The organism is Marinomonas foliarum (assembly GCF_016906065.1).
In the GTDB taxonomy this organism is placed as follows: Bacteria; Pseudomonadota; Gammaproteobacteria; order Pseudomonadales; family Marinomonadaceae; genus Marinomonas; species Marinomonas foliarum.
Genome location: NZ_CP070273.1, coordinates 116,535 through 140,384, shown reverse-complemented (window position 1 = coordinate 140,384; position 23,850 = coordinate 116,535). Strand labels below are relative to the sequence as shown.

Annotated in this window: 24 protein-coding genes; 6 read left to right on the top strand and 18 right to left on the bottom strand. The window is 40.7% G+C overall.

What is annotated here, in order from left to right; translation table 11 throughout:
• Positions 1-16: 16 nt before the first annotated feature.
• Both fnr and JSY38_RS00690 read left to right on the top strand, forming a co-directional pair.
• Positions 17-778: a fumarate/nitrate reduction transcriptional regulator Fnr gene (fnr, locus tag JSY38_RS00695; protein WP_114413564.1), complete on the top strand. Its 762-nt coding sequence runs from the start codon at positions 17-19 to the stop codon at positions 776-778.
• A 24-nt stretch (positions 779-802) separates the two neighbouring features.
• Complete coding sequence (locus tag JSY38_RS00690) at positions 803-1,345, top strand: adenine phosphoribosyltransferase (protein ID WP_114413565.1); 543 nt, start codon at positions 803-805, stop codon at positions 1,343-1,345.
• A gap of 80 nt (positions 1,346-1,425) precedes the next feature.
• Here JSY38_RS00690 and JSY38_RS00685 read toward each other — a convergent pair whose 3' ends face one another.
• From JSY38_RS00685 to JSY38_RS00670, 4 genes are all read right to left on the bottom strand, one after another.
• Positions 1,426-1,992 (bottom strand): YfaZ family outer membrane protein, encoded by a 567-nt coding sequence (locus JSY38_RS00685; RefSeq protein ID WP_114413566.1) that lies wholly within the window; start codon positions 1,990-1,992, stop codon positions 1,426-1,428.
• Positions 1,993-2,002: 10 nt separating this feature from the next.
• Complete coding sequence (gene ttcA, locus JSY38_RS00680; RefSeq protein ID WP_114413567.1) at positions 2,003-2,842, bottom strand: tRNA 2-thiocytidine(32) synthetase TtcA; 840 nt, start codon at positions 2,840-2,842, stop codon at positions 2,003-2,005.
• A gap of 119 nt (positions 2,843-2,961) precedes the next feature.
• Positions 2,962-3,486: a SprT family zinc-dependent metalloprotease gene (locus JSY38_RS00675; RefSeq protein WP_114413568.1), complete on the bottom strand. Its 525-nt coding sequence runs from the start codon at positions 3,484-3,486 to the stop codon at positions 2,962-2,964.
• Positions 3,483-5,243, bottom strand: a complete 1,761-nt coding sequence (locus JSY38_RS00670; RefSeq protein ID WP_114413569.1) for a RecQ family ATP-dependent DNA helicase — start codon at positions 5,241-5,243, stop codon at positions 3,483-3,485. The genes JSY38_RS00675 and JSY38_RS00670 overlap by 4 nt, the downstream gene beginning before the upstream one ends.
• A gap of 96 nt (positions 5,244-5,339) precedes the next feature.
• On the opposite strand from JSY38_RS00670, the gene JSY38_RS00665 reads away from it, so the two are divergent.
• Entirely contained in the window at positions 5,340-5,981 is a 642-nt protein-coding gene (locus tag JSY38_RS00665; RefSeq protein WP_114413570.1) for a UPF0149 family protein, read from the top strand.
• A gap of 23 nt (positions 5,982-6,004) precedes the next feature.
• Here JSY38_RS00665 and JSY38_RS00660 read toward each other — a convergent pair whose 3' ends face one another.
• The 7 genes from JSY38_RS00660 to JSY38_RS00630 are packed head-to-tail and all read right to left on the bottom strand — an operon-like array spanning position 6,005 to position 13,724.
• Positions 6,005-7,156: a fused response regulator/phosphatase gene (locus JSY38_RS00660; RefSeq protein WP_205114761.1), complete on the bottom strand. Its 1,152-nt coding sequence runs from the start codon at positions 7,154-7,156 to the stop codon at positions 6,005-6,007.
• Between the two features lie 10 nt (positions 7,157-7,166).
• The gene (locus JSY38_RS00655) at positions 7,167-7,469 is read right to left on the bottom strand and encodes an STAS domain-containing protein (RefSeq protein ID WP_205114760.1); all 303 of its coding nucleotides are present in this window, start codon (positions 7,467-7,469) and stop codon (positions 7,167-7,169) included.
• Positions 7,470-7,495: 26 nt separating this feature from the next.
• The gene (locus JSY38_RS00650) at positions 7,496-7,801 is read right to left on the bottom strand and encodes a BolA family protein (protein WP_114413573.1); all 306 of its coding nucleotides are present in this window, start codon (positions 7,799-7,801) and stop codon (positions 7,496-7,498) included.
• Positions 7,802-7,812: 11 nt separating this feature from the next.
• Positions 7,813-11,229 (bottom strand): SbcC/MukB-like Walker B domain-containing protein, encoded by a 3,417-nt coding sequence (locus JSY38_RS00645; RefSeq protein ID WP_205114759.1) that lies wholly within the window; start codon positions 11,227-11,229, stop codon positions 7,813-7,815.
• A gap of 9 nt (positions 11,230-11,238) precedes the next feature.
• Positions 11,239-11,886, bottom strand: coding sequence for a DUF4194 domain-containing protein (locus JSY38_RS00640; protein WP_114413575.1), 648 nt, complete (start codon positions 11,884-11,886; stop codon positions 11,239-11,241).
• Entirely contained in the window at positions 11,886-13,277 is a 1,392-nt protein-coding gene (locus tag JSY38_RS00635) for a Wadjet anti-phage system protein JetA family protein (RefSeq protein WP_205114758.1), read from the bottom strand. Before JSY38_RS00635 ends, JSY38_RS00640 begins: the two co-directional genes overlap by 1 nt.
• A gap of 39 nt (positions 13,278-13,316) precedes the next feature.
• Positions 13,317-13,724: a sirohydrochlorin chelatase gene (locus JSY38_RS00630; protein WP_205114757.1), complete on the bottom strand. Its 408-nt coding sequence runs from the start codon at positions 13,722-13,724 to the stop codon at positions 13,317-13,319.
• A gap of 165 nt (positions 13,725-13,889) precedes the next feature.
• Here JSY38_RS00630 and JSY38_RS00625 point away from each other — a divergent pair, with 165 nt between their 5' ends.
• Positions 13,890-14,771 carry a TIGR01777 family oxidoreductase gene (locus JSY38_RS00625; protein ID WP_205114755.1) on the top strand — a complete coding sequence of 294 codons (882 nt, stop codon included), beginning with the start codon at positions 13,890-13,892 and terminating at the stop codon, positions 14,769-14,771.
• Between the two features lie 11 nt (positions 14,772-14,782).
• On the opposite strand, the gene JSY38_RS00620 is transcribed toward JSY38_RS00625, so the two are convergent.
• From JSY38_RS00620 to JSY38_RS00595, 6 genes are all read right to left on the bottom strand, one after another.
• Positions 14,783-15,289, bottom strand: coding sequence for a DNA topoisomerase family protein (locus JSY38_RS00620; RefSeq protein WP_114413579.1), 507 nt, complete (start codon positions 15,287-15,289; stop codon positions 14,783-14,785).
• 4 nt (positions 15,290-15,293) lie between these two features.
• A complete protein-coding gene (locus tag JSY38_RS00615; RefSeq protein WP_205114753.1) occupies positions 15,294-15,662 on the bottom strand; it encodes a hypothetical protein in 369 nt (122 codons plus the stop codon).
• On the bottom strand, positions 15,659-16,411 hold the full coding sequence (locus JSY38_RS00610) for an HAD family hydrolase (protein WP_114413581.1): 753 nt from the start codon (positions 16,409-16,411) through the stop codon (positions 15,659-15,661). The genes JSY38_RS00615 and JSY38_RS00610 overlap by 4 nt, the downstream gene beginning before the upstream one ends.
• A gap of 1 nt (position 16,412) precedes the next feature.
• Positions 16,413-17,405: a ferrochelatase gene (hemH, locus tag JSY38_RS00605; protein WP_114413582.1), complete on the bottom strand. Its 993-nt coding sequence runs from the start codon at positions 17,403-17,405 to the stop codon at positions 16,413-16,415.
• Positions 17,406-17,514: 109 nt separating this feature from the next.
• Complete coding sequence (locus JSY38_RS00600; protein ID WP_205114751.1) at positions 17,515-18,318, bottom strand: sulfite exporter TauE/SafE family protein; 804 nt, start codon at positions 18,316-18,318, stop codon at positions 17,515-17,517.
• Positions 18,319-18,436: 118 nt separating this feature from the next.
• On the bottom strand, positions 18,437-19,372 hold the full coding sequence (locus tag JSY38_RS00595) for a chemotaxis protein CheV (protein WP_114413584.1): 936 nt from the start codon (positions 19,370-19,372) through the stop codon (positions 18,437-18,439).
• A 113-nt stretch (positions 19,373-19,485) separates the two neighbouring features.
• Between JSY38_RS00595 and JSY38_RS00590 the strand changes: the two genes are divergently transcribed.
• Both JSY38_RS00590 and JSY38_RS00585 read left to right on the top strand, forming a co-directional pair.
• A complete protein-coding gene (locus JSY38_RS00590; protein WP_114413585.1) occupies positions 19,486-20,670 on the top strand; it encodes an EAL and HDOD domain-containing protein in 1,185 nt (394 codons plus the stop codon).
• Positions 20,667-21,443 carry a TatD family hydrolase gene (locus JSY38_RS00585; RefSeq protein ID WP_205114749.1) on the top strand — a complete coding sequence of 259 codons (777 nt, stop codon included), beginning with the start codon at positions 20,667-20,669 and terminating at the stop codon, positions 21,441-21,443. Before JSY38_RS00590 ends, JSY38_RS00585 begins: the two co-directional genes overlap by 4 nt.
• 34 nt (positions 21,444-21,477) lie before the next feature.
• On the opposite strand, the gene JSY38_RS00580 is transcribed toward JSY38_RS00585, so the two are convergent.
• Positions 21,478-23,826: a DNA polymerase II gene (locus JSY38_RS00580; protein ID WP_205114747.1), complete on the bottom strand. Its 2,349-nt coding sequence runs from the start codon at positions 23,824-23,826 to the stop codon at positions 21,478-21,480.
• Between the last annotated feature and the right edge of the window lie 24 nt (positions 23,827-23,850).

Sequence of the window (23,850 nt, the reverse complement as noted above, 5' to 3'; positions counted from 1 at the left end):
TATCAGGGAGATTGATATGTCACTGACACACACACACTCACGATTTAACAGTACGCTCACTTCACAGTGCCAAAACTGCAGTTTGAGCGCACTTTGCCTTCCAATCGCACTTGCAGATGAAGATATTAATCGATTAGACCAGATTATTGAGCGTAAAAAACCCCTTAAAAAGGGAGAGTTCTTGTTTCGCCAAGGTGAGGCCTTTGATTCTGTTTATGCTGTACGTTCAGGTACGTTAAAAACATTTAACATTACCTCCTTTGGAGAAGAGCAGATTACAGGCTTTTATTGTCCTAGCGAGCTGGTCGGTTTAAGTGGAATTGATTCAGGAGCCTACCCTGTGTCAGCAAAAGCACTTGAGACTACGACCGTATGTGAAATTCCGTTTAGTCATCTAGAAGAGCTTTCATCACAAATCCCCTCCTTAAAACATCAAATTTTTAAAGTTATGAGCCGTAAAATATCTGATGATCAACAGATGATGGTGCTTTTGGGTAAAAAGAACGCAGATGAAAAAGTGGCTTCTTTTCTACTGAACTTATCTAACCGTTTTAAAAAGCGTGGATACTCAGCCAGCTCTTTTCGTTTGTCTATGTCTCGTGGAGAGATTGGTAATTATCTAGGGCTTGCGGTAGAAACGGTTAGTCGTGTTATTACTCGTTTTCAAAAAAATGAGTTGATACATGTCGATGGTAAAGAGATTGAAATCGTTGATTTCCCAGAAATGCAAAAACTCGTTGGGGTTGCGAGTGATTGTGGTAAAATCAGTCAAATTTGATTGATATATTGAGGCAATACCATAATGCTCTACGATGATTTTTACGTTAAGTCACTAATACAAACAATAGAAGACTGGCCTAAGCAAGGCATCAGTTTTCGGGATATTACTCCCATTTTTAGTGACCCAAAAGGGATGAGAATGGTTGTGGATGCTTATGTGCATCGCTATATTTCTTCTGATATTACTCACATTGCCTGTATTGATGCTCGTGGCTTTCTTATTGCTGCTGTTCTTGCGTATGAATTACAAAAACCACTGATCTTGGTTCGTAAGAAAGGCAAGCTGCCAGGCAAGACTATTTCACAAAAGTATGCCTTAGAATACGGAGAGGCTGAGTTAGAAATACAAGAAGGTGCGGTTAAAGCAGGTGATGAAGTCTTATTGTTTGATGACTTAATAGCAACAGGTGGAACTCTTCTCGCCGCAATAGAATTACTGTCAGCACAAGGTGCGAATATTAAAGAGGTTGCAGCAATTATTGATTTGCCAGACCTTGGCGGCAGTCAAAAACTACGAGACACTAACATACCAGTGTTTAGCCTTTGTGCTTATGATGGTGATTGATATCGCTATTTGAGCATTTTAAGGATAGAAAAAAGGTGGCTTTAGCCACCTTTTTAGTTTGTGTTAGAGCCTTACAACTATTAGAAATCAACCATGGCACCGATTGCAAAGCCTTCATTCGCTTCAACACGGCTATTGTTATCATAAACTGCAACTGTTTTTCCATAGCTGATGTATGCACGGGCATTACGCATTGTCATGTACTCAGCACGAAATTCATAGGTATACATATGGTCTAAGTTTGTGAAAGATAAAACTTCTGGGGCATAGTAAATAGATCCATAAATGCTGATTCGGTTTGCTTGAGGTAGTGTGTAGCGGTACCAACCACCTAAAGCAAGTGCCATAGATAAATCGCTATCATTTTCTACGTCCGCATCGATGCCATATACACGAGCACCAATCCCAACTTGTAATGGTCCACTTGTGTCTGCATCTTGTACGTTAACGCCAATGTGTGTCGCTGTGAAACTTTCATCTTTGTCATAAGCAACGCCAGCGTCTACGCCGAACGTACCCATGTCAAAATTAACATCACCTTTTACTGTTTCGTTAGTTAAACTTACGCCAGCAGTCGACGCTGCGTTTACGACTGATGCGCCTAAAATACCAGCGGTCAATAATAGTGTTTTACAAGTAATGTTCATTTTTAAAATCCTATAACGAAATAATGTTTAATCTGTTCAAAGCATCAGGGTTTTGCTTCAAGCCTTTGAAATCGAATAACTCTGTATCTGCTAAGTGTGAAGGGACAATGTTTTGCATTGCAGAAAACATAGTTTCTGTTCTACCTGGGAATTCAACTTCCCATTTTTGAAGCATGTCTTTTACAACTTGTCTTTGAAGGTTCTCTTGTGATCCACACAAATTACAGGGAATAATTGGATACTCTTTCATGACAGCAAAGGCTTCGATATCTTTTTCTTTGCAGTAAGCCAAAGGACGAATAACCACATGTTTGCCATCATCGCTTAATAGCTTAGGCGGCATAGATTTGAGCTTGCCACCAAAGAACATATTCAAAAACAAGGTTTCAAGAATGTCATCTCTATGATGACCAAGAGCTATTTTAGTAGCACCAATTTCTTCCGCAAAACCGTATAGCGAGCCACGACGTAATCTTGAACATAACCCACAAGTGGTTTTTCCTTCAGGTACAATCTCTTTTACTATACTGTAAGTGTCGCGCTCTAATATGTGGTAATCAACACCCAATTCTTCCAAGTAAGCAGGTAAAATATGCTCAGGAAAGCCAGGTTGTTTTTGGTCTAAATTGACAGCGACAATACTAAAGTCTATCGGCGCACTTGCTTGCAGATTGCGAAGAATCTCCAGCATTGTATAAGAATCTTTACCGCCTGATAAACATACCATTACCTTGTCACCATCTTCAATCATGTTGAAGTCAGCAATCGCTTGGCCTGTCAGTCTGCGCAGACGTTTCTGGAGCTTGTTAAGCTCTAACTTTTCTTTAGGTCGACTAGATAAATCCATCATAAACACGCTATAAATAAAACGACGCTATATTACTATAAGGATAACGCCATCGCATCAAAAATGAAGGTTTCAGGGCAAAAGTGCACGTTAAATCACTATTATAAGAGTTTTATTACGCCCTAGCTGTTTTCTCCTATAAATTGTAAGTTTGTTTTACACCCCTTACAAATGTACTCAACTCCCTTTTGTGCTCTATTGTGGCGCTGTTTACTGAACTGATGCTTTTGACATGAGCAGCGATAAGCATATGGCTGTTTTTGAGGTGGTGTTTCAAAAGTATGGGTCCTACTGGGGTTGATGCCGTACACTTTTCTCATTACAGCTTGCCATTCTTTCCCGTGAGGCCTCACTGAATTACCATAAATCTGGAAAACAATTAGATGAGATACTTCGTGTGGAACCACAGTGTTAATAAACTCAGTTGGGTTTTGCTGGTACATAAAAAGGTTAAATCGCAGCTCGTTTTTTTGTAAGTGCGCCGTGCCTGCAGCTCGACCTCGCTGTTTTAGATTACATGTTGAACGTTTAAATTTATTGCCAAAGAATTCATCTGCCTTATCAAAGCAGTCATTTGCTTTATCAATAATATGACTTAAGGCGTTTGCTTTGTGTTCTTGAGTGGTTAACTCTAATTGCTCCATCATTGAGGACTCACCTCCAAAGCATCCATTTCATGTACTATTTCTAGCAGTGTATCTGCAAAATCTATGACTCGGTCTTTTGATAAACCGGTTAGTCTACTTAGGGATGCGATAGATTTTGGTTTATGGCGACAGATTAATCTTAGTTGGCTGTCACTGAGAACATTTTTACCATAAGAGTATTTCCACGCTATTACTTTATGCCAATTTACACTACCTATTTCAAGGTTGTCTTCATGTAGAGTTGGGTAGTACTGCTCATTGGGAATAATGATCTGAGTTTTACCTTTTAATACAGATCGTGACTTTTCATTTATGTGTACTGAAAAAGCAGAAATTGTGCCAAGTGTTATGTAATCGAATGCAATTAGGTGGCGAATGATGGCTTTCCACTGAACTTCATTAAGCTCTTTTCCTTTAGCAAATAATGGAGATTTTTCAGCATTAGCTGCCAGTACAGACTTGGTTTTTTTTCCCAGCAATATCTGAATTAGTAAAGAGAAAGGTTGAATGCCTCGTGTGTAATAAATTAATGAAAGCAGCTTTTGGCTTGCTATCGTCACATTTTGTTCAGATGTATTGGAAAGGCACCTATCGCAGTTATTGCATACGGGCAAGTCTTCATCAAAATGCGCCAATAAATTTTGTCTTCTACAGCCCCTACTTTCTAAAACTCGAAAAAATTTACCTACACTCGCCAATTCCTTGTTAGCAGAAAAAGGTTGCAATGAGGCTAATTGCTGAGCTTGAATCATATCTTGCAGGCCGTACAAAAGCAGTGCTCTAGCAGGCTTTCCATCTCGTCCCGCGCGGCCTACTTCTTGAAAATAAGATTCCGCATTACTGGGTAGGTCTATGTGAACAACAAATCGGACATGTGCAATATCAATCCCCATGCCATAGGCTGTTGTCGCTACCATTATGGTCCCTGGTTGTTGAGTAAAAGCATTGTGATTAGCTTGCTTATCTTCTTCGGTCATTGCAGCGTGATAGCATAAGCTTGGCAAACCTAGTTCACTAAGCCAATCTGCAAGCTCTTCAGTTTTCTTTCTTGATCTGCAATAAATAATGCCCGTTTCACCTGGCACTTCATGATGTAAAAAATACAACACTTGTTGCTTGGCTTTACGTTTTTGGGCGATTTGAATCTTTATATTTGATCGATCAAAACTGCTACGCAGAACCTGACAATTATTCAATCGTAGAGATGTTTGAATCGTGTTTATTGTCTCTTTATCGACAGTTCCGGTTAAAGCGATGATGGGGACGTTTGGAAAAGATTCTTTTAGTTGCCCCAACTGACTGTACTCAGGCCTAAAAAAACTCCCCCATTGAGAAATACAATGTGCTTCATCTATGGCAAATAAAGAAATATTAAAACTGTGTAAAAAGCCGATAACAGATGGTTGGACTAACTTTTCAGGCGATATGTAAAGCAAGTCGATATGTTCGTGTCTTAGAGCCCAGATTAAGTCATCTTGCTCACCAGGGTTTAGAGTGGAGTTTAGAAACTTAGCTCGAATCCCCTTTTTGCTTAACTCTTCTACTTGCTGAGACATTAAAGACAGTAATGGGCTAACAATGACTGCCACGCCATGCCTGATCAAACCTGCGGATTGGTAGACTAAGGATTTGCCCCCGCCCGTAGGCGCAGCAAGTAAAACATCCTGCCCTGCGCACAAAGCATCGATCGCCACTTCTTGTAATGGGCGATATTCTGAGTAACCTAAGCGGGAAAGTGTGAGTGTCTTTAAATTCATTTAGGAATTATCCCTTAACGCACTGCTTTCTGCATCGATTTTTCGCTCTCTTTTCGCTAGAATCATAAACTTAATTTGTATCGGGGAAACATATACATGGCACATCAACCTCTTGATGATCTTGAACTAGAGACGTTAGAAAATTTTTTGGAATCGGATCAAGTTCATGAGGAATGTCAGAACTTTGTGATGGCTCATGGCTTTTTGACGGCATTAGCTATTTGTCCTGCACCGACAGCGGACAATCAATGGTTACCCGTTATTTTCGAAGAGGCGCCACAGTTCGAAAATGAAAAGCAAGAAAAGCAAATCACCCAGTATTTATCCCGTCTTTTTGTTGATATTCAAAAAGAGCTAGAATCTGAAGATGGCTTTATGGTTCCTTGTGAGTTAGAAATGGGTCAATCTCCTGAAGAGTTAAGTGAGCTGCAAGAATGGGCCACAGGCTTTATGGAAGGCGTGTTTATGACTGAAAGCCAATGGTTTGAGTCTGAAAAGGAAGAAGTTGTAGCTGAGCTTTTATTGCCGATTATGGTTGCGTCTGATTTGTTTGACGATGAAGAAGTGGTACAAATTCGCCAAAGTGAAAAATTGACCAACTCTTGCATTGCACAAATACCAGAAGTGGTAACGGATTTATTCTTAGTGCTTCGTACTGAGCCAGAAAAGCGCCCTTTTCCTAAAGCACAGCCTAAGCAAGGCAATAATAAAAACAAAAAGAAAGGTGGTAAGCGATAATATTCGTAATGCCTGCTTGTAAATTATTGCAAGCAGGTACTTCTAAGTGCAAGTAATGTAATGTCGTCTAATTGAATCGACTCCCCCTGGTACTCCGCCAACTTTCTTTCTGCTATTTTTTGCGCCGTTATTAAGCTTTTTTCTGCATAAGACGCATTAATGATAACCTCTACTCTATCGCTCCCTAACATTTCTTCAGAGGTGTTTTTTAACTCTAATACACCATCAGACATAATTATCAGCGTATCACCTGTGTCTAGTTTGTCGTTTTGCAAGTCCGCTTCAAATTCTCTAACTGACAAAATACCAAGAGGCATGTGATTGGATCTAAGGTAGTCGAGCTCACCAGTCGAGCGACGGATAAATGCATTAGGCATACCGCCGCCCCAGTACAAAATTTTCCCATTGGGATCTACTAACACTAAGTACCCAGCGCAAAACATATAATCGGGTAAAACACTGATTAAAATTCGGTTGATTCTTTCTGCTAATTTATTGATATCAACCAAATCATCTACTGCATCAAAAAAAGCCTGCATCACTGGTAAAGCCCCAATCGATGCGGGCAAACCATGCCCAGTGAAATCTCCAACAAAAGCTAAACGAGCACCATCAGACCGTGTTTTTACAAGCGCTAGGTCACCGTTAAAGCTCGCTGCTGATAATCGAGTTATAGCAACGTATTCGGAATTTCGTTCACTACGCGTTTGGATATGGTCAAGAACATGGTGAGCCATTTCGTGCTCTCGTTCAATCATGGTTTGATAGTATGTGAGTGCTTTGTTTTTACGGTACATTTCTTTGATCAATTCGACATGACGCATATGTGTCTTGAGTCGAATATTGAACAAAATTTCACTGAATGGCTTAGGGATGAAATCGTCAGCGCCACATTGAAAGCAACTACCCATGACAGCGTCTGACGTCTGTGATGCCAAAAATATGATAGGAACGAAGCGATTGCCAGACATGGTTTTCATTTGTTTAACGAGGTCAATTCCGCTGCCACCTTTAATAATAACGTCCAAGATGACAATATCTGGTGCGAAGTCAGAAAAGGCACTTATTGCTTCATCAAAGCAATCAACACTCTTAACCTTTGCGCCGACGCTTTCTGCACATAAAGAAATAATTTCGCGGTAAACCGGCTCACTGTCTACGCATAATAATTTCATCTACTTAGCCTTACTGAATGTCAAAGCGTTTATCGAAGCGTGAAATCATTAGAATGTTTTTAATAAAGTCATTAGCTCCTTCTAGTCTAATAGCGCTGTCCAACTCGATTGCATTTCTCATGCTAAGGAGCATGCCAAGTGCAGCACTGTCTAAATACTCGACCATGCTCATATCGACAACATAGCTTTTATATGTACTCGTCAATGAGGAATAGGCTTCACGAAAATCATTAAATAATGAAAAATCGAAACTTCCAATTATATTAATGGTAACTAGGTCTTTTTCTTCGTTTACAGTAACTGAAATACTCATATGCTAATCGAGCGGGATCAATTGATCTACTCGCCTCCGTGGCATTTTGGCGATGATGGGGCAAGCGCGTTACGCTCACGCCACTCTTTTGTAGAGTAAAGGTGCATAGCAAGGGCGTGAATCATCGACATTTCTTCTTTCAGTGTAGCGTAGACAAGTTGATGGCGCTGAACTAGCCTCTTCCCTTCAAAAGCATCACTAACTAAAACAAGTTTGAAATGAGATTCACTGCCTTCTGGTACATTATGCATATGGCTCTCGTTTTCGAGAGTCATATGCTGTACGTCTAAGTTTTCATTAATACGTGTGTTTATCTGATTTTGTACGATCATTTCGCTCTCTATTAAGCTGGAGTCGGTAGCGTTTCTACTTGGCCATTTAGCAAGGTTTGGCCTTTTTCTTTAGGGTAAGCAACATCAATTGAGACTGCGCCACCTTCTCGCCAAACACTAATAATAGTATCCATGTTCGCTGCCATAACCGCACGCTTATCATCTGGTGCTGCAGCGATAACCTGTAGACCAATGTCTTTCATAAAGCCCATACAAGTCGATGTTTTCACCATGTCAATTTTGTTGAAAGCTTCGTCAAACATCGCCAAAGAGAAGCCACCAACAATTTCCCCATCCATAGTTTCATGTAAACGATAAGTGGTCGACAAGGCCGCTGCAATAGCCAAGTAAAATGGAATTTGGTGTTCTCCACCAGAGCCAGTTTGAATTCGCTGGCTTAGCGTCGTCTTCTTGTTACCATCGGCATCTAATATATCGACTTCGAAATTATAAAATTTACGATAGTCAGCAAGATCTTGTTGTTTCTCATCATCTGAAATCAGCTCTTGAATAGATTCTATAGCGCGAGCATGATCTGGATCGTCGCTTAAATTTGGGTCAAATAGTCCACCTACATTCGCTTGGTCTTGAGCGCTAAAGCGTTCTACTAGATCCAAGATGTCTTTCATATCACCATTTGGGTAATAGCGGAATTGATAGATTTCTTGGTTAAATGGACGGCGTTTTAAACTGTGGTTTAGTTCGCGAATAATGTGTGCCACTTGGTCAAGAGAGTCTTTCAGTTTAGATACATAATCTGAACGGAAAGTTTCTTCGGCTTCTCGACGGGCTAACTCCGCACGTTTAGCGTATTTTGCCAATTCAGTTTCGCTAAGAATATCGATTTGGTAAGAAACATAATGTTCGAACTCTTCAAATTTCGATTCTAGATAATCCAATTGAACATCATTGTCGAGATTGGCATGATGGTATTTACCATAATGGTCTGCGACTTCTTTACGAACTTTTTGATCGAAACTACGGGCTTTTTCGTTGGCCTTTTCAGCACGGCTGATGGCTTCTTTATAAATGGCAGCGCCATTTACCATACTACCTTCCAATAACGCATAGCGTTCACTGGCGAATTCGGCATCGTATTTTGGATTTGATGTAAGTCTATTACGCTCTTCATCAAGGGCCGATAAAGCAGAGCTTAGTTGGCTTTTCTGTGTGTTTAGCGCACCAAATTGCTCAGCAATTTGCTGGCGTTCACGGTCGAGTTTTTTCTGATCTAGTTCAACATTAGCAATACGAGATTTTAGTTCTTCAATACGTTCTTGTAGCTCGGTATCATCATGTTTTTGTAATTGCATGATTTCAGCTTCAACGGACTCTAGTTCTTGAGTTAATCTAGTGACCGAATGGCTCGCATTACTTATTGTATCTGCATCAAACTGGTTGTTCGCCATGATACGACCAAGCAATGAATCTGCTTGTTCCAGACGTTGATCCGCTTTAAGGAAATTCATTAGCTCGCCACTTAAGCTGACTAATTGTTTTTCACGAGATTCACGCATACCTTCTGTATTAATACCAACCATCATGTGAGGAACAAAACGAATCGTAGAAATAGTACCTGCAAGCTTTAACATGCCATCCGCAGTCATTGCGCTGTCTTCACGTAGCAACTCACGCTCTGTATCGACAGGCTTAATTCCACCTAAACGACGATTCAAATAAGCTTGAGCGTGATCATTGTTGCAACGAATAAAGCGCAATGCTGAATTATTGTCACCACGATTCAACCAAAGTCGAGTTTGTGTGGTGTCGATAACTCGACAGCCCATTAACTGACGTCGATGAGCACGAAAAATACGAATCGCCTCTTCTGCGTCTTCAGGCTCTACAATCAAAGCTTCACGTTGTGCGCCAAGGTACCCTTCAATAGCGTCTTGCCATTTTCGGTCTGTTACTTCAGACAAATGACTCAATGGTGTGGCAGTGATATTGGCATCTCTTAATAGCGCGATGAGACGTTTTGTGTTTTGAGAAAGCGGGCTGACACCGCCTTTTAAAGAGGAAACATCAGACTCAAGTTGCTTGCACTCATCCTTCAAATTCAAAATTGTTCGGTTAAGCTCAGAGCGCTGACCAAATACTTGAGATTTTTCTTTGTCTAGCGATTCATTAAGCGCGACTAATTTTTGAGTCAAAGGTTTTAGATTACCTTCGACACGGCCGTCTTCTGAAATCAAACCAGTAAATGATGAAAGCTCACCCACCAAAGCAATTGTTTCTTTTGAAAGTATATCTTCAAATGAATTAAGCGCCGATAGCAATACAGTGAGCTGTCGTACTTGTAAGATCGCTTTTTGATCTTGTTGACCTTGTAGCGTTAATAGCTTCTTATTTTGTTCTAGTTGCTGCAGCTTTAGACCAACGTCAGAGTGTTCATATTGTTGTTCAAAACGCAGTAATTGCCCCTGCAGTTGTTTTAATAAGCTACCTTGAGTGGTGAGTTCTTCTTCTATCTCTTCTTCACGTTCTTTTTGAAGTTCATACTGATCTTGGATGTCGTCTTGCTTACTACCTAGCTCATCAAAACGCGCTTCTGTCGCAATCCATTGATAGTTAATCGCACTTTGTTCTTGCTGATGTTTTTTCTCACAATCTTGTTGGATGAGTTTTAAATCATCAATACGTTTAGAAACTTCTAGTGTTTTCGCTTCTAGTTGGCGGTATTCATTTAGAGATTTTTGGTAAGCACCTACTTGCAACGGTGCTTCTGCCAAGACGAAGTCCTGTACAAAGCGTGTAGGTGAAGCAATAGGTACAAACTTAAGGGCATTTTTGAAGTTTTTAAGAAAGCTATCAAGCGTAATTAAATGATCAGAACTTGGACTAAGTTCTTCCAAGTAGCGGTTGATATATTGAGTAGCAGAGGCGCTACCGGACTTGATGTATGGGTCAAGGCAGACTTTTTTCAGATTTTCACGCACCTCAATCCAAGGCTTGGCTTTGTAACTTTTGCCTTCCATCGCATCAATAAAATCAGATTTGCGAGCTCCAAAATTAGAAAGTACAAAGCGACCAAGTACATCTTCTTCGGGCGACGCTAAGGAAGCACTCAATGTAATACCAACGGTGGATTCTTTTCCTGTGATGCTATCTTCAAAAACCAATGCAAGATAACTGGTTGCATCTTGTCTTGGCTGGGTACCGAAAGCTTTGGCATTAGCTTGGCCTGAGTCTATCATCCCTAAAATGTAGGAACGAATGCTTCGGCCACTTGCTTTACCATCATTGGCACTGGCATTGTAATTTAGGTGTCGTTTGCTGGCACCGGTCAATACGGTTTGTATGGCATCAAGTAAAGAGGATTTACCAGAGCCTGTTGGCCCGATTATGGCTGTATTGCCACGAATACTTATCTCTTCTGCACCCAACAGGTACCAATTTACTAATACGATGCGATTTAACTTTTTCATATCTTGGCCCTAGTCTTGAGTCGTTTCTAGTGGTGTTTCTGTTTCGACATCTGTCTCCATTATGTCGTCTTCATCTGGATCCGTACCATTGAATGACTCTAATTGTCTTAGGTATGCTTCCGTCACGATCAATCTCACCACAGGTGTTATGTTAATCATCTGGTTCTTACTGTCTTCTTCATAGGATTTGCCTCGAATGACAATGCCATGACGGCTGAATAAGGCCAGAATATCTTTGAATCGGGTTTCGTTTGGAATTTCGCGTTTAACTAGCTGTACGAATCTATCTAATATGGTGTGTGTATTGGTTGCCACAAAACCATTATCAACCTCAAAGTTCTCGATTTTTTCTTCGTAAATTTGACGAAGGACCAACAAGAACAAGGTTTCGTCCGTTTTCAAACGAACAAAAGCCTCTTTTTGGATTGGCAAGACGCCAGCAAGACGTTCATTCTCATTGATATAGAGCTTCATACCCAAAGCATCGAATAGGTTATCAAAGTAGTCTTGATAGGATTCAAGCAGCAAATAATGTTTTCGTTGGCCATGTTTGTAGGCGCTGGCAAACTGATTCGCAATCACAAAATTTGCCGTTTGTTGGAATTCTTGAGCGTCTTTGCCTGACTCTTCAACGACTTTTTTTAATTCTCTAAGCATTACGCTTTGCTCCTACGCACTACAGTAAATTCACGACATTCAACGAAATTATGCACATCCAAATACTGGTCAGTAAACTGTATCTCAAATAACTCTTCTATTTTCTTAGCACTTACGCCAAGAGATCCGACGTAACGCAAATGATCAAAGCAAACAAAGTCTTCTACTGATTCAATGGTAAAGTCTAAAATGTGCTTGCTATCACCGATGGTTATTTGTTTATCCAAATAATTTTGCATTTTCGGGATGGTAACCTGTCGAGCTTCATGGAAGCGACGCTGATGATCGCGCAACTTTATCGCATCCGCTGATACTTCCGAAGGTGTCATTACTCGTGGTGGTGGTGGCTCTCGACGTTTTGTTGGTTGTGCAGCAGATGCCATGCCAACAAAGCGAGCACCAATAACATCTTTTAATATTGGTAGTTTGTCGAATTTTGCAACATCCGCAATAATACCTGCGACTTTGTTCGCCATGCCAGGACGAGAGCTGTCCATATAACGTGCCGTATCAGCCGCTCGTTTTTCAAGGCGATATCGATATTCGTCAATACGTTCTAGGCGCTGTTCAATATTGCTGAAGGTTTGGATAATGTCTCGACAATCTTTCTCAACCATAGCTTGTGCTTCAGCCATAGTAATGAGTTGCTGATCAACGTAGCACTGAGCAACTTGCCCCATGGTTTCAGGGTTACTTAAGAAATCTTGTGTTAGTTCTAGTATTTGTCTTCTAAACCGAAATGGGTTGTTGCTCGTTTTGATGGTTTTATAATCGGCGATTAATATGCCCTCAACAAACAAGTCAAAAAAACCGGCAACAATGGCTTTAGGGTCTCGGCTGGCAAAGAGTTCTCTCTGCAAACTGCGTATACCAAGTAATATCTGATTGAGGTGAGCTGAAAAGTCTCTTGATGCCTCTGCTGATTGGCGTAAAGTGACCCCTCGTTCTTTGGGGTGTTTAGCAACGGACTCCAAATTACTCAAAATGCTTAATACGGTTGCCCCATAGTTGCGTTTACCATGTCGGCTAATTTCGACTAAAGAGCGCAACAGCATAGATATTTGTGGTGTCATGAGAACACTGACACGATACAACTCCTGCTCTTCCACTAGCCATCCTGTATTCACCAAACGATGGTAAATTCTTAATGCGTAATCATGGATGGTCTTTGGAGAATCAAAAGATTCTTTCTGATCGTCATGCCAAGCAAGCGTGTCTAACTTATGAAGCGTGTCTTCTATCGACTCAATAATGGTTGATTTATCTTTTATTGGGTCTTCTGCATGATCATAAAAAACATCCGCAAGATCGTTCAGCACAGCTTCAATTAATGCTCTGTTAGATCCGCTCAAAGCCTGAAATATTTCATCAGGTAAATGTTTAAATAGCATTTATCCGACTCCCTGAATTATCGAAAACGAATGGCATGTTTAAACCTTACCTAAATGGTTGGCTACGACAGTTTGCATAGCTTGCTTTACTAAGTCATCATCACCGATTGGAGGCAGTAGCTCTATCTGTAGGTCATCGCTTTGTAGTGCTGCTATTTGCGCAGGTACATCGTGTCTTAGATGTCGGCCAACGGCTAAGAAAAGTGGCAGCACGGCAACAGTTTTAACCTCTTCCCCTAACTTCTCGATAACATCTTCTAAAGAAGGAGTGGTAAGCTCCATATAAGCTAAACTCGCGTTATCTTTACCATAAGTTAGTGACACTTGATGGTAGAGTGACTCGAAGGGCTGTTTCCAAAGAGGATCGGGGCTTCCGTGTGCAAGAAGTATGATGTGATCGTATTCTTTGCGTAGCATTTTGATACCTAATGTTTCTCGATTCCCCATTTTAGCCATCCTATACCAGAAAAAGAAGGTGCAGAACAAAAAACCTTATCATCTTCTGCATATATTTTGCGAAATACAATCTATTCTGAAGTATCAGGAAGTTATTGATCCTATTTCTTTTTTTGTACGTATGTTTATTATCCACTTATATCGAGAGCGTGTTTTATGAGAATTTTGCTATCTGGTGCGACGGGGTTTATTGGTCGTTCTTTGCTTTCCACTTTATTGCATGAAAGCCATCAGATTTATGCGCTTGTTAGAATGAATAGTCAGCAGTTAGATCCTCGCATTATTCAGGTATCAATAGATGATTTAAAGCTCATCGACGAATGTTTTGATGTATTTATCAATTTAGCTGGAGAAAACATAGCTAACAAGCCTTGGACCAAAAAGCGCAAGCGGGCCCTTTTTGAAAGTCGAGTGACTTTGACTAACCGTGTTAAAAGTGCCTTGCAGCAGCCCCCTAAAACGTTAATTTCTATGTCTGCTGTGGGCTTTTATGGGGCGGAAACAGATGGCACCTTTTACGAAAACACCCCGCCTGGACCTGGTTTTGCGCACGATCTATGTGCAGCTTGGGAGCATTCGGCAGATAGTTTTTCATCCCAACAAACTCGTGTTGTGATTTATCGTTTAGGTGTTGTGTTGGGTGTGGGAGGAGCATTAGAAAAAATGCGCTTGCCTTTTAAACTTGGACTTGGCGGCCCTATTGCTGGTGGAAAGCAGTGGTTTCCATGGATTCACATAGACGATGTACTACAGGCTATTTGTTTTGCAATGAACGATAACTCTTACAGTGGAACCTATAATTTAGTGGCTCCTCAATTCATAGAGCAAAAATACTTTGCAAAGGCTTACGGGCTTTCATTAAAGCGCCCTGCTTTTTTGCCAATGCCTAAATGGCTATTGGATCTTATGTTGGGAGAAATGGCATCTTTGTTAACAGAAGGCGCAAGAATTGTACCTCATAGGCTGGAGCAAAAAGGGTTTGAGTTTAAGTTTGATGATGTTGAAGGTGCACTATCAGACATTGCTCTGCGCTATTAGAAAAAACATAATTAACGTTTTTTCTTTAATACAGGCAGACCCTTATCATCGTTAAGAGTGTTGGTGCATTTAGGGTAAGTAATACAGCCCCAAAAGTATCCGTTTTTACTCTTCTTGCGCACTAGGTAATGGCCACAGGCACGACAAGGGTATTTCTTTGTACTTGATGGGGTTCCATTGTCATCTTCGACTGTGACCTTGCATTCGGGATAATTAGAGCACCCCCAGAAAGCGTTGTCTTTGAATACCTTTCTGCGTAAAGGTGATTGGCAGGCTGGGCAAAGGTAACGTTTTGTTCTAACCGGCTTCCCTTGTTCATTATTGGCGGTGTAATCGCAGGATGGGTAAGACTCACATCCCCAAAATTCGCCATTAGCACCTTCTTTTAAAATCAATAGGCTTTCACATTTAGGACAACGATAGCGCACTTTTGCCGATGTAATATGGGCATCATCTTGTTCTAAGAACTCTTGCTCCCAATTATTAGCTGCGGTGTTTTTACGATCCTCATCCTTCACTGTTTTACTCTTTATTTTTGTGGCAGGTTGCGCTGTTTTCTTCACACTTTTTGCCATCTGCTAACGATCTAATTTTCGAAGCGCCTGCACGAGCACCATCAGCGGCAGCATTACCTACTTCTTTTGTTTTTTTCCAAACAGTAGCGCCTGTTTCTTTGGCTCTTTCAGCAGTCTTTCTTCCAAACTCCGATGCTTTTTCGCCAAACTCTGAAGCTTTTTCCGATGTATTATCAATTACTTCAGCAGTTGTAGACTTGGTTTTATTCCATAATATTTCAGTTTCGCTTTTTGCTTTATCAAACGTCGACTCATTTGCCTGCACCAAAGAGGATATTAAAAAAAGCGTGACAATAAATACTTTAAAACAGTTCACGATGCTGCCTTCTCGTTTGTGGATGTGGTGCTTTGAGATTTAAGGTCTAACCAAGACATTAGCTCAGAAATATCCACTAAACTCGTTAGTTGCGGATACAGCAATAAAGCGTCATCGGAAACCTCTTCGTGTTCCCATGTGCTGTGATAAGGAACGTGAATAGCATGGGCCCCAAGATCCAATACAGGTATTATATCGGATTTTAATGAATTCCCTACCATCAAAAAATTGTCAGTTGAAATCTGGTGACGCTGAAGTATCTGTCGGTACGATTCTGGATTTTTATCACTGACAATTTCTATGGCATCAAAGTAATCGGTGATACCTGACCGCGCTAATTTACTTTCTTGATCAAGCAAGTCCCCTTTTGTAATTACCAGCAAGCGGAAGCGGCCTTTTAATTTAGATAATACTTCCTCTATGCCTGGTAATAATTCAACTGGAGAGGCAAGCATACGCTTAGACAGCTCGATGATTTGGTGAATTTCTGTGCCTGAAATACGACCTTCGGTTAGTTCTATGGCGGTTTCGATCATGGATAAGGTGAAGCCTTTAATACCATAACCAAAATACTCTAAATTTTTAATCTGTACTGCCGCCAAATGAGAGCGCACATAGTCATCGTCGTGGTATGGCAAAAGTAGACTTATAAAATCGCTTTGCGCATTTATGAAGATGTCTTCATTTCGCCATAAAGTGTCGTCTGCATCAAAAGCGATTGTTTGTATTTGGTTACTATTTAAAAGCATTTCATGACCATTGTTGAGTGTTTTTTTCTATTAGGTTTACATATAACGCGACTTGGTCCAGCGTATCATTTAGGGCTGGTATGTAATCAAATGCCAGACCGCCATTGTCTTTGAACTCATCACCAAGCTCTAAAGTAACCTCCTCAAGGGTTTCTATGCAATCGATAGAAAACGCAGGGCTAATGACATTGATTTTTTTAATTCCCATTGAAGGAAGTGCTTTTAAAGTTGCGTCAGCATAAGGTTTCAACCATTCTTCACGACCAAATCTGGACTGGTAAACATGAGTCCATTCGTGATCTCCTAGCTCCAACTGCTCTGCTACTAGCTGGCTAGTTTTTTCGCAGCGGCGAGCATAAGGGTCACCGTTAGAAACGTAGCGCTTTGGTATGCCATGGTAAGACAAGACAAGGTGACGTCTTTCGCCTTGCTTATCCCATTGATCGCGAACGGAATTAGCGAGGGCCTTAATGTACATTGGATGGTCGGCATAATCATGCAAAAGCTGAAGTGACGGCCAATGAGGGCATTTTTTAAGAGATATCATTAGCCTATCGTAGGCTGCACCAGTTGTTGTCGCTGAAAATTGCGGATACATAGGAATCACTACGATATTTTTTACACCTTGTTCTCTTAAGGATTTTGCTGCTGACTCTACGCTAGGGTTACCATAAGTCATTGCTAACTCAACCGGGACCGAGTGCCCTGCTTTGTCAGATAAGGCTTTCTTTACATTTGTTTTTAAGCGATTGCTTAATACCAATAAAGGTGACCCTTCATCCATCCACACCTGTTGATAGACTTTTGCAACTTTAGGAGAGCGAAAAGGTAAAATAGCGAGGTTCAGTATGGGCTGCCAAATAAAAGGATTGACGTCTACCACGCGCTTGTCTGAGAGGAACTCTCTAAGGTAGCGACGAACATCAGATGCTTGAGGTCCATCTGGGGTTCCCAGATTCATCATCAAAACACCGTAATTACTTAAGTTATTCATGTGATACCTTTTGATTTAGATCCTAGGTTTATTATAAACCCATACAATTGGGACAATAATGGAAATACCAAGTTTACCGGCACGTGATTCTTTACTTTAGAGTGTACAATTAAGCAATCCACAGGCGGACTAATGAGCAGGCCAGAAAGACGATAAAGCCAATTGATAAAACTTTTTTATCAAGCGCATTTCCACGGTCACGACATAATAAGTAGAAGGCAAAATGACTCAGCCCTAGAATCAACATGGATGGGATATGTATTGCGCCGGCAAAACCTGATAGTTCAACGATTTCAGATGCTTTTGCTGGAAAAACAAAACCAATTAGTGCTGCAATAGATGTGAATACGGCAAAGCCATTAATTGTCCCCGTACTCAGTCTCGTGTCAGTTTTGTTGAATTTTTCTAAGCCATACGCGAGCACACTCCCACAATGCCCAGAAATGACGGACGAGGTTCCAATAATTAAACCTATTGGTAATGCAGTGCTTTTATGAATTGCAAGGTTTTTACTATTTGATAGCGATGAGCGAAACATCATGCCGATGATAGTGATAACAACCAGCGTACTAAAGCAGATTTTGAATACATCGAAACTGATTAATGAAAGCAACTGAGCGCCAATGACACCACCCATAGCAATTCCAGGAGAAAAGCGAATTAGGTGCTGAGAATCGACTGCACCCTGTTTCATTGAGTGGATCCAAGCAAAAAGGTGCGTTGGGATAAAAGCGGTAATACAGGTCGCTACTGCTGTCAGCATGAATTCGTTTAATGAATACCCAAATATAGGCAAAAATAAATACAGAGCAGGAATAGCAATAAGTGTTGGAGCAATAGAGATTAAAGCAGTAATAGAGCCTGTGGTAGCTCCAATAAAGAGCAATAGTATAATCATTTCTATTGTTGGCATAAGATAAAACATCCTTCCTAGCCATGGGAGAAACCGACAAAAAAGCAGACACAAGTCTGCTTTTTTGTCGGGTCAAATCAACTGGTCAAGATTAACAATTCAAAAGTTAGTCTAAATATCATTCCTGATCAACGACGGTTCTCATTCTATCTTGAACCAAAGTAGCTAGTTTATCTGGCTGAAATTTAGACAAAAAATCATCACAGCCCACCTTTTGCACCATTGCCTTATTGAAGCTACCACTGAGTGATGTATGTAAAACGATATAAAGATCTTTCAGTCTTGGGTCTTCACGCACTTCTCGCGTTAAACGATACCCATCCATTTCAGGCATTTCTGCGTCAGTGATCATCATCAGTAGCTTTTCTGGAACATTTTCACCTTCATCAGCCCACTTCTTAAGGGTCTCTAAGCCACGCTTTCCGTTGGTCGCCTCATGCACTTTTATACCTAAAAAATTTAATGTGGAGCGACATTGGGCAAGAGCAACAGATGAATCGTCCACAATTAAAACCTCTAAACCTTTTGCAAGAGATAATAGGTCTTTATCAATAACATGATCACTGATACTGCCGTCATAAGGTGAAATTTCAGCTAAGACCTTCTCCACATCAATTATTTCAACGATGCGATCATTGACGCGAGTGATGGCCGTTAAGTAATGTTGACGACCTGTGCCATCTGGCGGTGGCAATATTTCGTTCCAGTTCATGTTAATTATACGATCTACTTCACCAACCATAAAACCTTGAACGGTATTGTTATATTCTGTCACAATTAAGTTACATGGTTGAGTGCGGTCAATAGGTCTCATGCCGACAGCTTCTGATAAATCGATAACGGGTACCGTTCTACCTCGAAAATGTGTAACGCCTGCTACAGATGGGTGACGATGTGGCATTAAATTAAGCTTAGGAAGCATGACAACTTCTTGAACCTTAAAAACGTTTATTGCAAACATTTGCATTCCACCAAGTCGAAACATGAGTAGTTCCAAGCGGTTTTCACCCACTAACTTGGTTCTTTGGTCTACAGCGTCTAACATGCTTGCCATATTTTACTCCAAACATTTTAAATTTAAGGCGTTAATCAATTCTTACCATGATATTGTATTCGGCTGACGGTTACAGTATTTTTTTGCGTCAACTCTTCTTTCAAGGATGTGCAATGAGTAATAACGACATACTTTTCTGCCGTAAGGCAGTTGTTAACCGCGGTTCGGATACCGTTGCATATTATATTCTGCACCCTGTAGCTTCTTCAGATAGCCACAATTCTTTATTTTTAAGTGCCTTGTTTGTAGATGTTAATCTTAGCGAGATTACACAACAAAAAACTATCTACATAAAGACTAGTTTAGACGAACTTCAAGCATTGCCATTACAAAATAACATTCATGCCGTGTTTTTTTTAAATGCAGCTGAATTAAATGAAGAAAATTTTGAAATCCTCTCTGATTTACGTTTGCAAGGTCATGTATTGGGGATCTCTAATCCTCAGGTATCTGACTTTTCGTCAGAGTTCTTTAATATATTTACCCATGTACATTTTTCACTAGATCGGACGTCTGTTAATGATGTGATATCACGTTTAGCTGGCCCACTTTTGGAACTTAAAACAATTTGGGTGAATAAAGTAGAAACAGCGGATCAATATTCGCTTTTACAGGAAAAATTGCCAGTTGGTCAGTTTAGCGGAAATTTCATCCATAAAATGACGTCTGTAAAAGGTAAGCGAATTTTAGCTTATCAGGCTATTTTGATTGACCTATTAGCCGCTCTTAATAATCGTGAGACCTCACCTAAAAAATTAGCAGAATGCATTGAACGTGATCCAACGCTAACATATCGCATTATTAAGCTTACCCACTCTGCTATGTATCGCAGTCAATTCAATGTATCAAACGCTCAACGAGCCATTGAGATCATAGGTATCAGGGATCTAATCAAATGGGTTAGCCTCGTTATGCTTGGCAGTGTCGATGGAAAGCCCGCTTGTATATTCTCCATGGCGCTTTCTAGAGCCTGTTTTTGCAATAACTTATCAGCTCTTCTATTTCCCAAATTAGAAGGTGCTTTTTTGGTTGGTCTCTTTTCATATTTGCCTAGTTTCTTAGATGAAGAGCTGGAGGTGTTATTAAAAGATCTTCCTTTGGAAGAGAATATTAAGATTGCCCTCATTGAATCAAAAGGTAACTTAGGTGGGGTGTTGAAAGTAGTTAAGGCTTATGAGGCTGGTCAGTGGTCGAAAATTCCATTTGATCACTTAATAGATAGAGAAATAACTCAAGAATCCCTTAGAGAGTTGTATGTGAAGAGTTTAAAAGATGCTAGAGAAATGGGGGCATTTTGATTGATATTGGTGTAAATATTAACCATTCATGCTTTCTGGATGATTTAGACAAAACCATAGAAGATATGCTGCAAGCTAGCGTGAAAGGCATGATTTGTATTGCTTCAGATATGGTTGAAAGTCAGCTTGTTCAATCTTTAAGCCTAGAGCATTCAATGCTCTGGAATACGTTAGGTTGTCACCCTCATCAAGCGAAAACCTGGAACGCACAAAGTCAACTTGAACTAGCTTCTCTTATCGACAAAGCAAGGCCTGTTGCGATAGGCGAAACGGGCTTTGATTTTAATCGTAATTATTCTACGCCTGCCGAACAACGCTATGCGTTTAGTGAGCAAATTGAGCTTGCTAGTCAGTATCAGCTACCGCTTTATCTTCACGAGCGAGATGCACACCAAGAAATGATAGAAATGCTGTCCAAGTTTCCTAACTTGGCTAAGAAATCAGTCATTCATTGCTTTACCGGTTCTCGAGCAGAATTAGATCGTTATTTGGCTCTGGGGTTGAGTATTGGTATTACTGGCTGGGTATGCGATGAACGTCGAGGCGCAAACTTAAAAGCATCTATTCCTCACATTCCGCTGGATAGGCTGCTATTAGAAACGGATGCCCCCTACCTATTGCCACGAAATATTCGCCCACGTGCAAAAAAGAATCACCCCAAATTTTTGCCATGGGTTGCTGAGGAGGTTTCCAAGCTAAAAGGTATTTCGCTTGAGGAATTAGTTAAAACAACCACAGAAAATACTGAGCGAGTTTTCGGTATTCGCCTCTAAGTCTTTAAGGTGGAAGCGTACAAACCACATGACTTTAGAGTAGGGAAATTTGTTGTGACAGCAGGCTCGCCATATTGGATTTGAAAAATGGTAGTATGCTGTCAGCAATAGGTTCTATCTGCTTTTCGATGTAATGCTCGTAGTCCAAGTCAATTAAGTCCTCACTGCTTTCATAAGGCACCACACCAGCACGTTGATATAGATAGTAAACGCGCTTTCTGCCTTTATTGTATTCCAAAGGAAGTCCCTGCTCTGCTCTTTTTTGATCTATCATGGCAGCAGCTCTGACATGAGGCGGCTTATTTTTGGTGTAAGATGATAAAGGTCTGCTGAGTTGTTTACTGTAAACCAGCTGGTCATCATAGACTCCCGCTCTAAGGTTACTAATAGTTTCTTGGATATAAGTAATAGGATTTTCGTCACTAAACACTTTTTCAAATAAAGTGCGCTGAAATTTGCGAGCCAAAGGTGTCCAGTCTGTTCTAGCTGCTTCCAAACCTTTAAAGACTAATTCCCCCTTTGATAAACCTGCATAGCGTTTTTTACTACCTTCTTCCTGCCCACGTATGGTCGGCATAAAAAACCGTTCATAGACACGCTCAAATTCCAATTCTAGGTGGGAATCAAGCTGAGCGTATTCCTTACACCAGTTGACTAAGCAAGCATTGATTTCATCGCGTAATTGTTCGCCTTGCTTTTGTGGGTCTTCTATATCGCTATTAAGAATTACGAAGAGAGAGTCTGTATCGCCATATATTACTGTTGCGCCTCGTTCTTCCATCCATACTTGCGTTCTTCCTAGTAATTCATGGCCTCGCATTGTAATCGAGCTTGCGAGCTCGGCATGGTAAAAGCGACAGACGTTTGAGCCCAGTACTCCATAAAAGGAGTTCATAATAATCTTGATTGCATAGCTTAAGATGTTATTACCTGTCTTTTTTGCTTCTTCGCGTGCTTGGGCAAGCTCCCCGACCAATGAAGGTAAAATAGCTCGTTGGCGATCAAAATGAGCACCGAGAAAGCCTGGAACCAGCAGTAATGATGATTTGTCTTGAGCTGAAAGGTTTTGAGAGTGTTGAGCCGTTATGCGAGCCAAAGGATCAACATAAAAAGTGCGAATAATACTGGGGTACAAACTTTTAAAGTCAAACACTAAGACGTTTTTATAAAGTCCAGGTATGGATGACATAACGAAACCACCTGGACTGGCGACGAAATCATCAGTGCTCCAAGCAGGAGCCACCCAGCCAGCAGAGTGTAATCTAGGTAAATATAAATTCTCGAAAGCCGCAACGGAGCCTCCAGTTTGTTCAAACGGAATACCAGTTAAATCCACACGGGTTTGTTGTAGCTCTATGAGTTTTAATTTTTCAAAAATGCGCATAACAAGATCGCAATCTTGAAGGTTGTAGGCAACAAAAGCTTCAAGGTCCTCCTTGTGAAGGCGTTCAATCTCTTGCCAGCGCTCACTGCCATGTAACAGCTTTCCATCGTCGAGTATTTCATTGCTGACATTGTTTAGGCTATAAGACTCGAAATGATATCCGCCAACTTTAAGTAAAGTAATACCGTCTAAGGCGACTCTCCCAGGAATACTGGCAAAGTACCTTCCTTGATTGTCAGAGGAGCGAATATTCCAACTCTCCCCATTCACACCAAATGCTGGGCGAATACCTAATATCTGACAGCGCTGATCAATAAACTGCAAATCAAAGCCAATTAAGTTCCAGCCGATAAAAATGTCTGGGGAATGCTTTCGTACATAACGAATAAACGCCAGTAATAAATTTTTTTCATCGCTAAAACGATGAATAATGTGGGAAGCTTTTTCTTGCTCAGTTACAACAAATGCAATGCGTTGATCCCGAGCTGTAATGCCAATAGACAACAATGTATTGGTTGAAACTGACGTCTCAATATCCAAAGACCAAACATTCCAATCGGGTTGCCAATCCCCTGCAATGACTCTTGCTTGATGAAACGTTTGATTACTAGAATCGGGGATGCCAATAAAGCGCACTGCGCCACGTATATTACGTTCCATCAAATATCGGTTGTGGGCTTTTATGTCTTCTTCAAAAACAGCAAAGCCATTGTTCTTAACCCACTTAATCATCTGCTGGTGTAGCATCAGGCTGTTGCTTTGAACCAATGAAACCGGTTCGTTATTAAATGATTTCAATTGTGATGCTGAACATTGAATGCCAGCGATATCTTTGGGAAGTTTCTCTAACGGCGCATCTGTAAAAAATACACTCAGCTGTCTATCTGGAAGGACCTTTACGGTTCCCTCTGGAGTTTTTATAAAAAGGCTCATTTCAATATGGCCGTCAACCTCGCGCGTATGACGGCTCACAATATAGCCAGTTTTTTCTACAAACATCTAAACAGCCTAATGTATTTTTAA

What these genes read in the sequence shown, in the direction of transcription:
- ttcA (WP_114413567.1), bottom strand. Translation starts at nt 2,842, where the DNA reads ATGATGGATTTATCTAGTCGACCTAAAGAAAAGTTAGAGCTTAACAAG.
- JSY38_RS00640 (WP_114413575.1), bottom strand. Translation starts at nt 11,886, where the DNA reads ATGCTTAGAGAATTAAAAAAAGTCGTTGAAGAGTCAGGCAAAGACGCT.
- JSY38_RS00660 (WP_205114761.1), bottom strand. Translation starts at nt 7,156, where the DNA reads ATGAAATTATTATGCGTAGACAGTGAGCCGGTTTACCGCGAAATTATT.
- JSY38_RS00650 (WP_114413573.1), bottom strand. Translation starts at nt 7,801, where the DNA reads ATGATCGTACAAAATCAGATAAACACACGTATTAATGAAAACTTAGAC.
- JSY38_RS00595 (WP_114413584.1), bottom strand. Translation starts at nt 19,372, where the DNA reads ATGGCAAGCATGTTAGACGCTGTAGACCAAAGAACCAAGTTAGTGGGT.
- JSY38_RS00580 (WP_205114747.1), bottom strand. Translation starts at nt 23,826, where the DNA reads ATGTTTGTAGAAAAAACTGGCTATATTGTGAGCCGTCATACGCGCGAG.
- JSY38_RS00590 (WP_114413585.1), top strand. Translation starts at nt 19,486, where the DNA reads ATGAGTAATAACGACATACTTTTCTGCCGTAAGGCAGTTGTTAACCGC.
- JSY38_RS00670 (WP_114413569.1), bottom strand. Translation starts at nt 5,243, where the DNA reads ATGAATTTAAAGACACTCACACTTTCCCGCTTAGGTTACTCAGAATAT.
- JSY38_RS00690 (WP_114413565.1), top strand. Translation starts at nt 803, where the DNA reads ATGCTCTACGATGATTTTTACGTTAAGTCACTAATACAAACAATAGAA.
- JSY38_RS00600 (WP_205114751.1), bottom strand. Translation starts at nt 18,318, where the DNA reads ATGCCAACAATAGAAATGATTATACTATTGCTCTTTATTGGAGCTACC.
- JSY38_RS00625 (WP_205114755.1), top strand. Translation starts at nt 13,890, where the DNA reads ATGAGAATTTTGCTATCTGGTGCGACGGGGTTTATTGGTCGTTCTTTG.
- fnr (WP_114413564.1), top strand. Translation starts at nt 17, where the DNA reads ATGTCACTGACACACACACACTCACGATTTAACAGTACGCTCACTTCA.
- JSY38_RS00655 (WP_205114760.1), bottom strand. Translation starts at nt 7,469, where the DNA reads ATGAGTATTTCAGTTACTGTAAACGAAGAAAAAGACCTAGTTACCATT.
- JSY38_RS00635 (WP_205114758.1), bottom strand. Translation starts at nt 13,277, where the DNA reads ATGCTATTTAAACATTTACCTGATGAAATATTTCAGGCTTTGAGCGGA.
- JSY38_RS00610 (WP_114413581.1), bottom strand. Translation starts at nt 16,411, where the DNA reads ATGCTTTTAAATAGTAACCAAATACAAACAATCGCTTTTGATGCAGAC.
- JSY38_RS00665 (WP_114413570.1), top strand. Translation starts at nt 5,340, where the DNA reads ATGGCACATCAACCTCTTGATGATCTTGAACTAGAGACGTTAGAAAAT.
- hemH (WP_114413582.1), bottom strand. Translation starts at nt 17,405, where the DNA reads ATGAATAACTTAAGTAATTACGGTGTTTTGATGATGAATCTGGGAACC.
- JSY38_RS00630 (WP_205114757.1), bottom strand. Translation starts at nt 13,724, where the DNA reads ATGGGGAATCGAGAAACATTAGGTATCAAAATGCTACGCAAAGAATAC.
- JSY38_RS00675 (WP_114413568.1), bottom strand. Translation starts at nt 3,486, where the DNA reads ATGATGGAGCAATTAGAGTTAACCACTCAAGAACACAAAGCAAACGCC.
- JSY38_RS00685 (WP_114413566.1), bottom strand. Translation starts at nt 1,992, where the DNA reads ATGAACATTACTTGTAAAACACTATTATTGACCGCTGGTATTTTAGGC.
- JSY38_RS00645 (WP_205114759.1), bottom strand. Translation starts at nt 11,229, where the DNA reads ATGAAAAAGTTAAATCGCATCGTATTAGTAAATTGGTACCTGTTGGGT.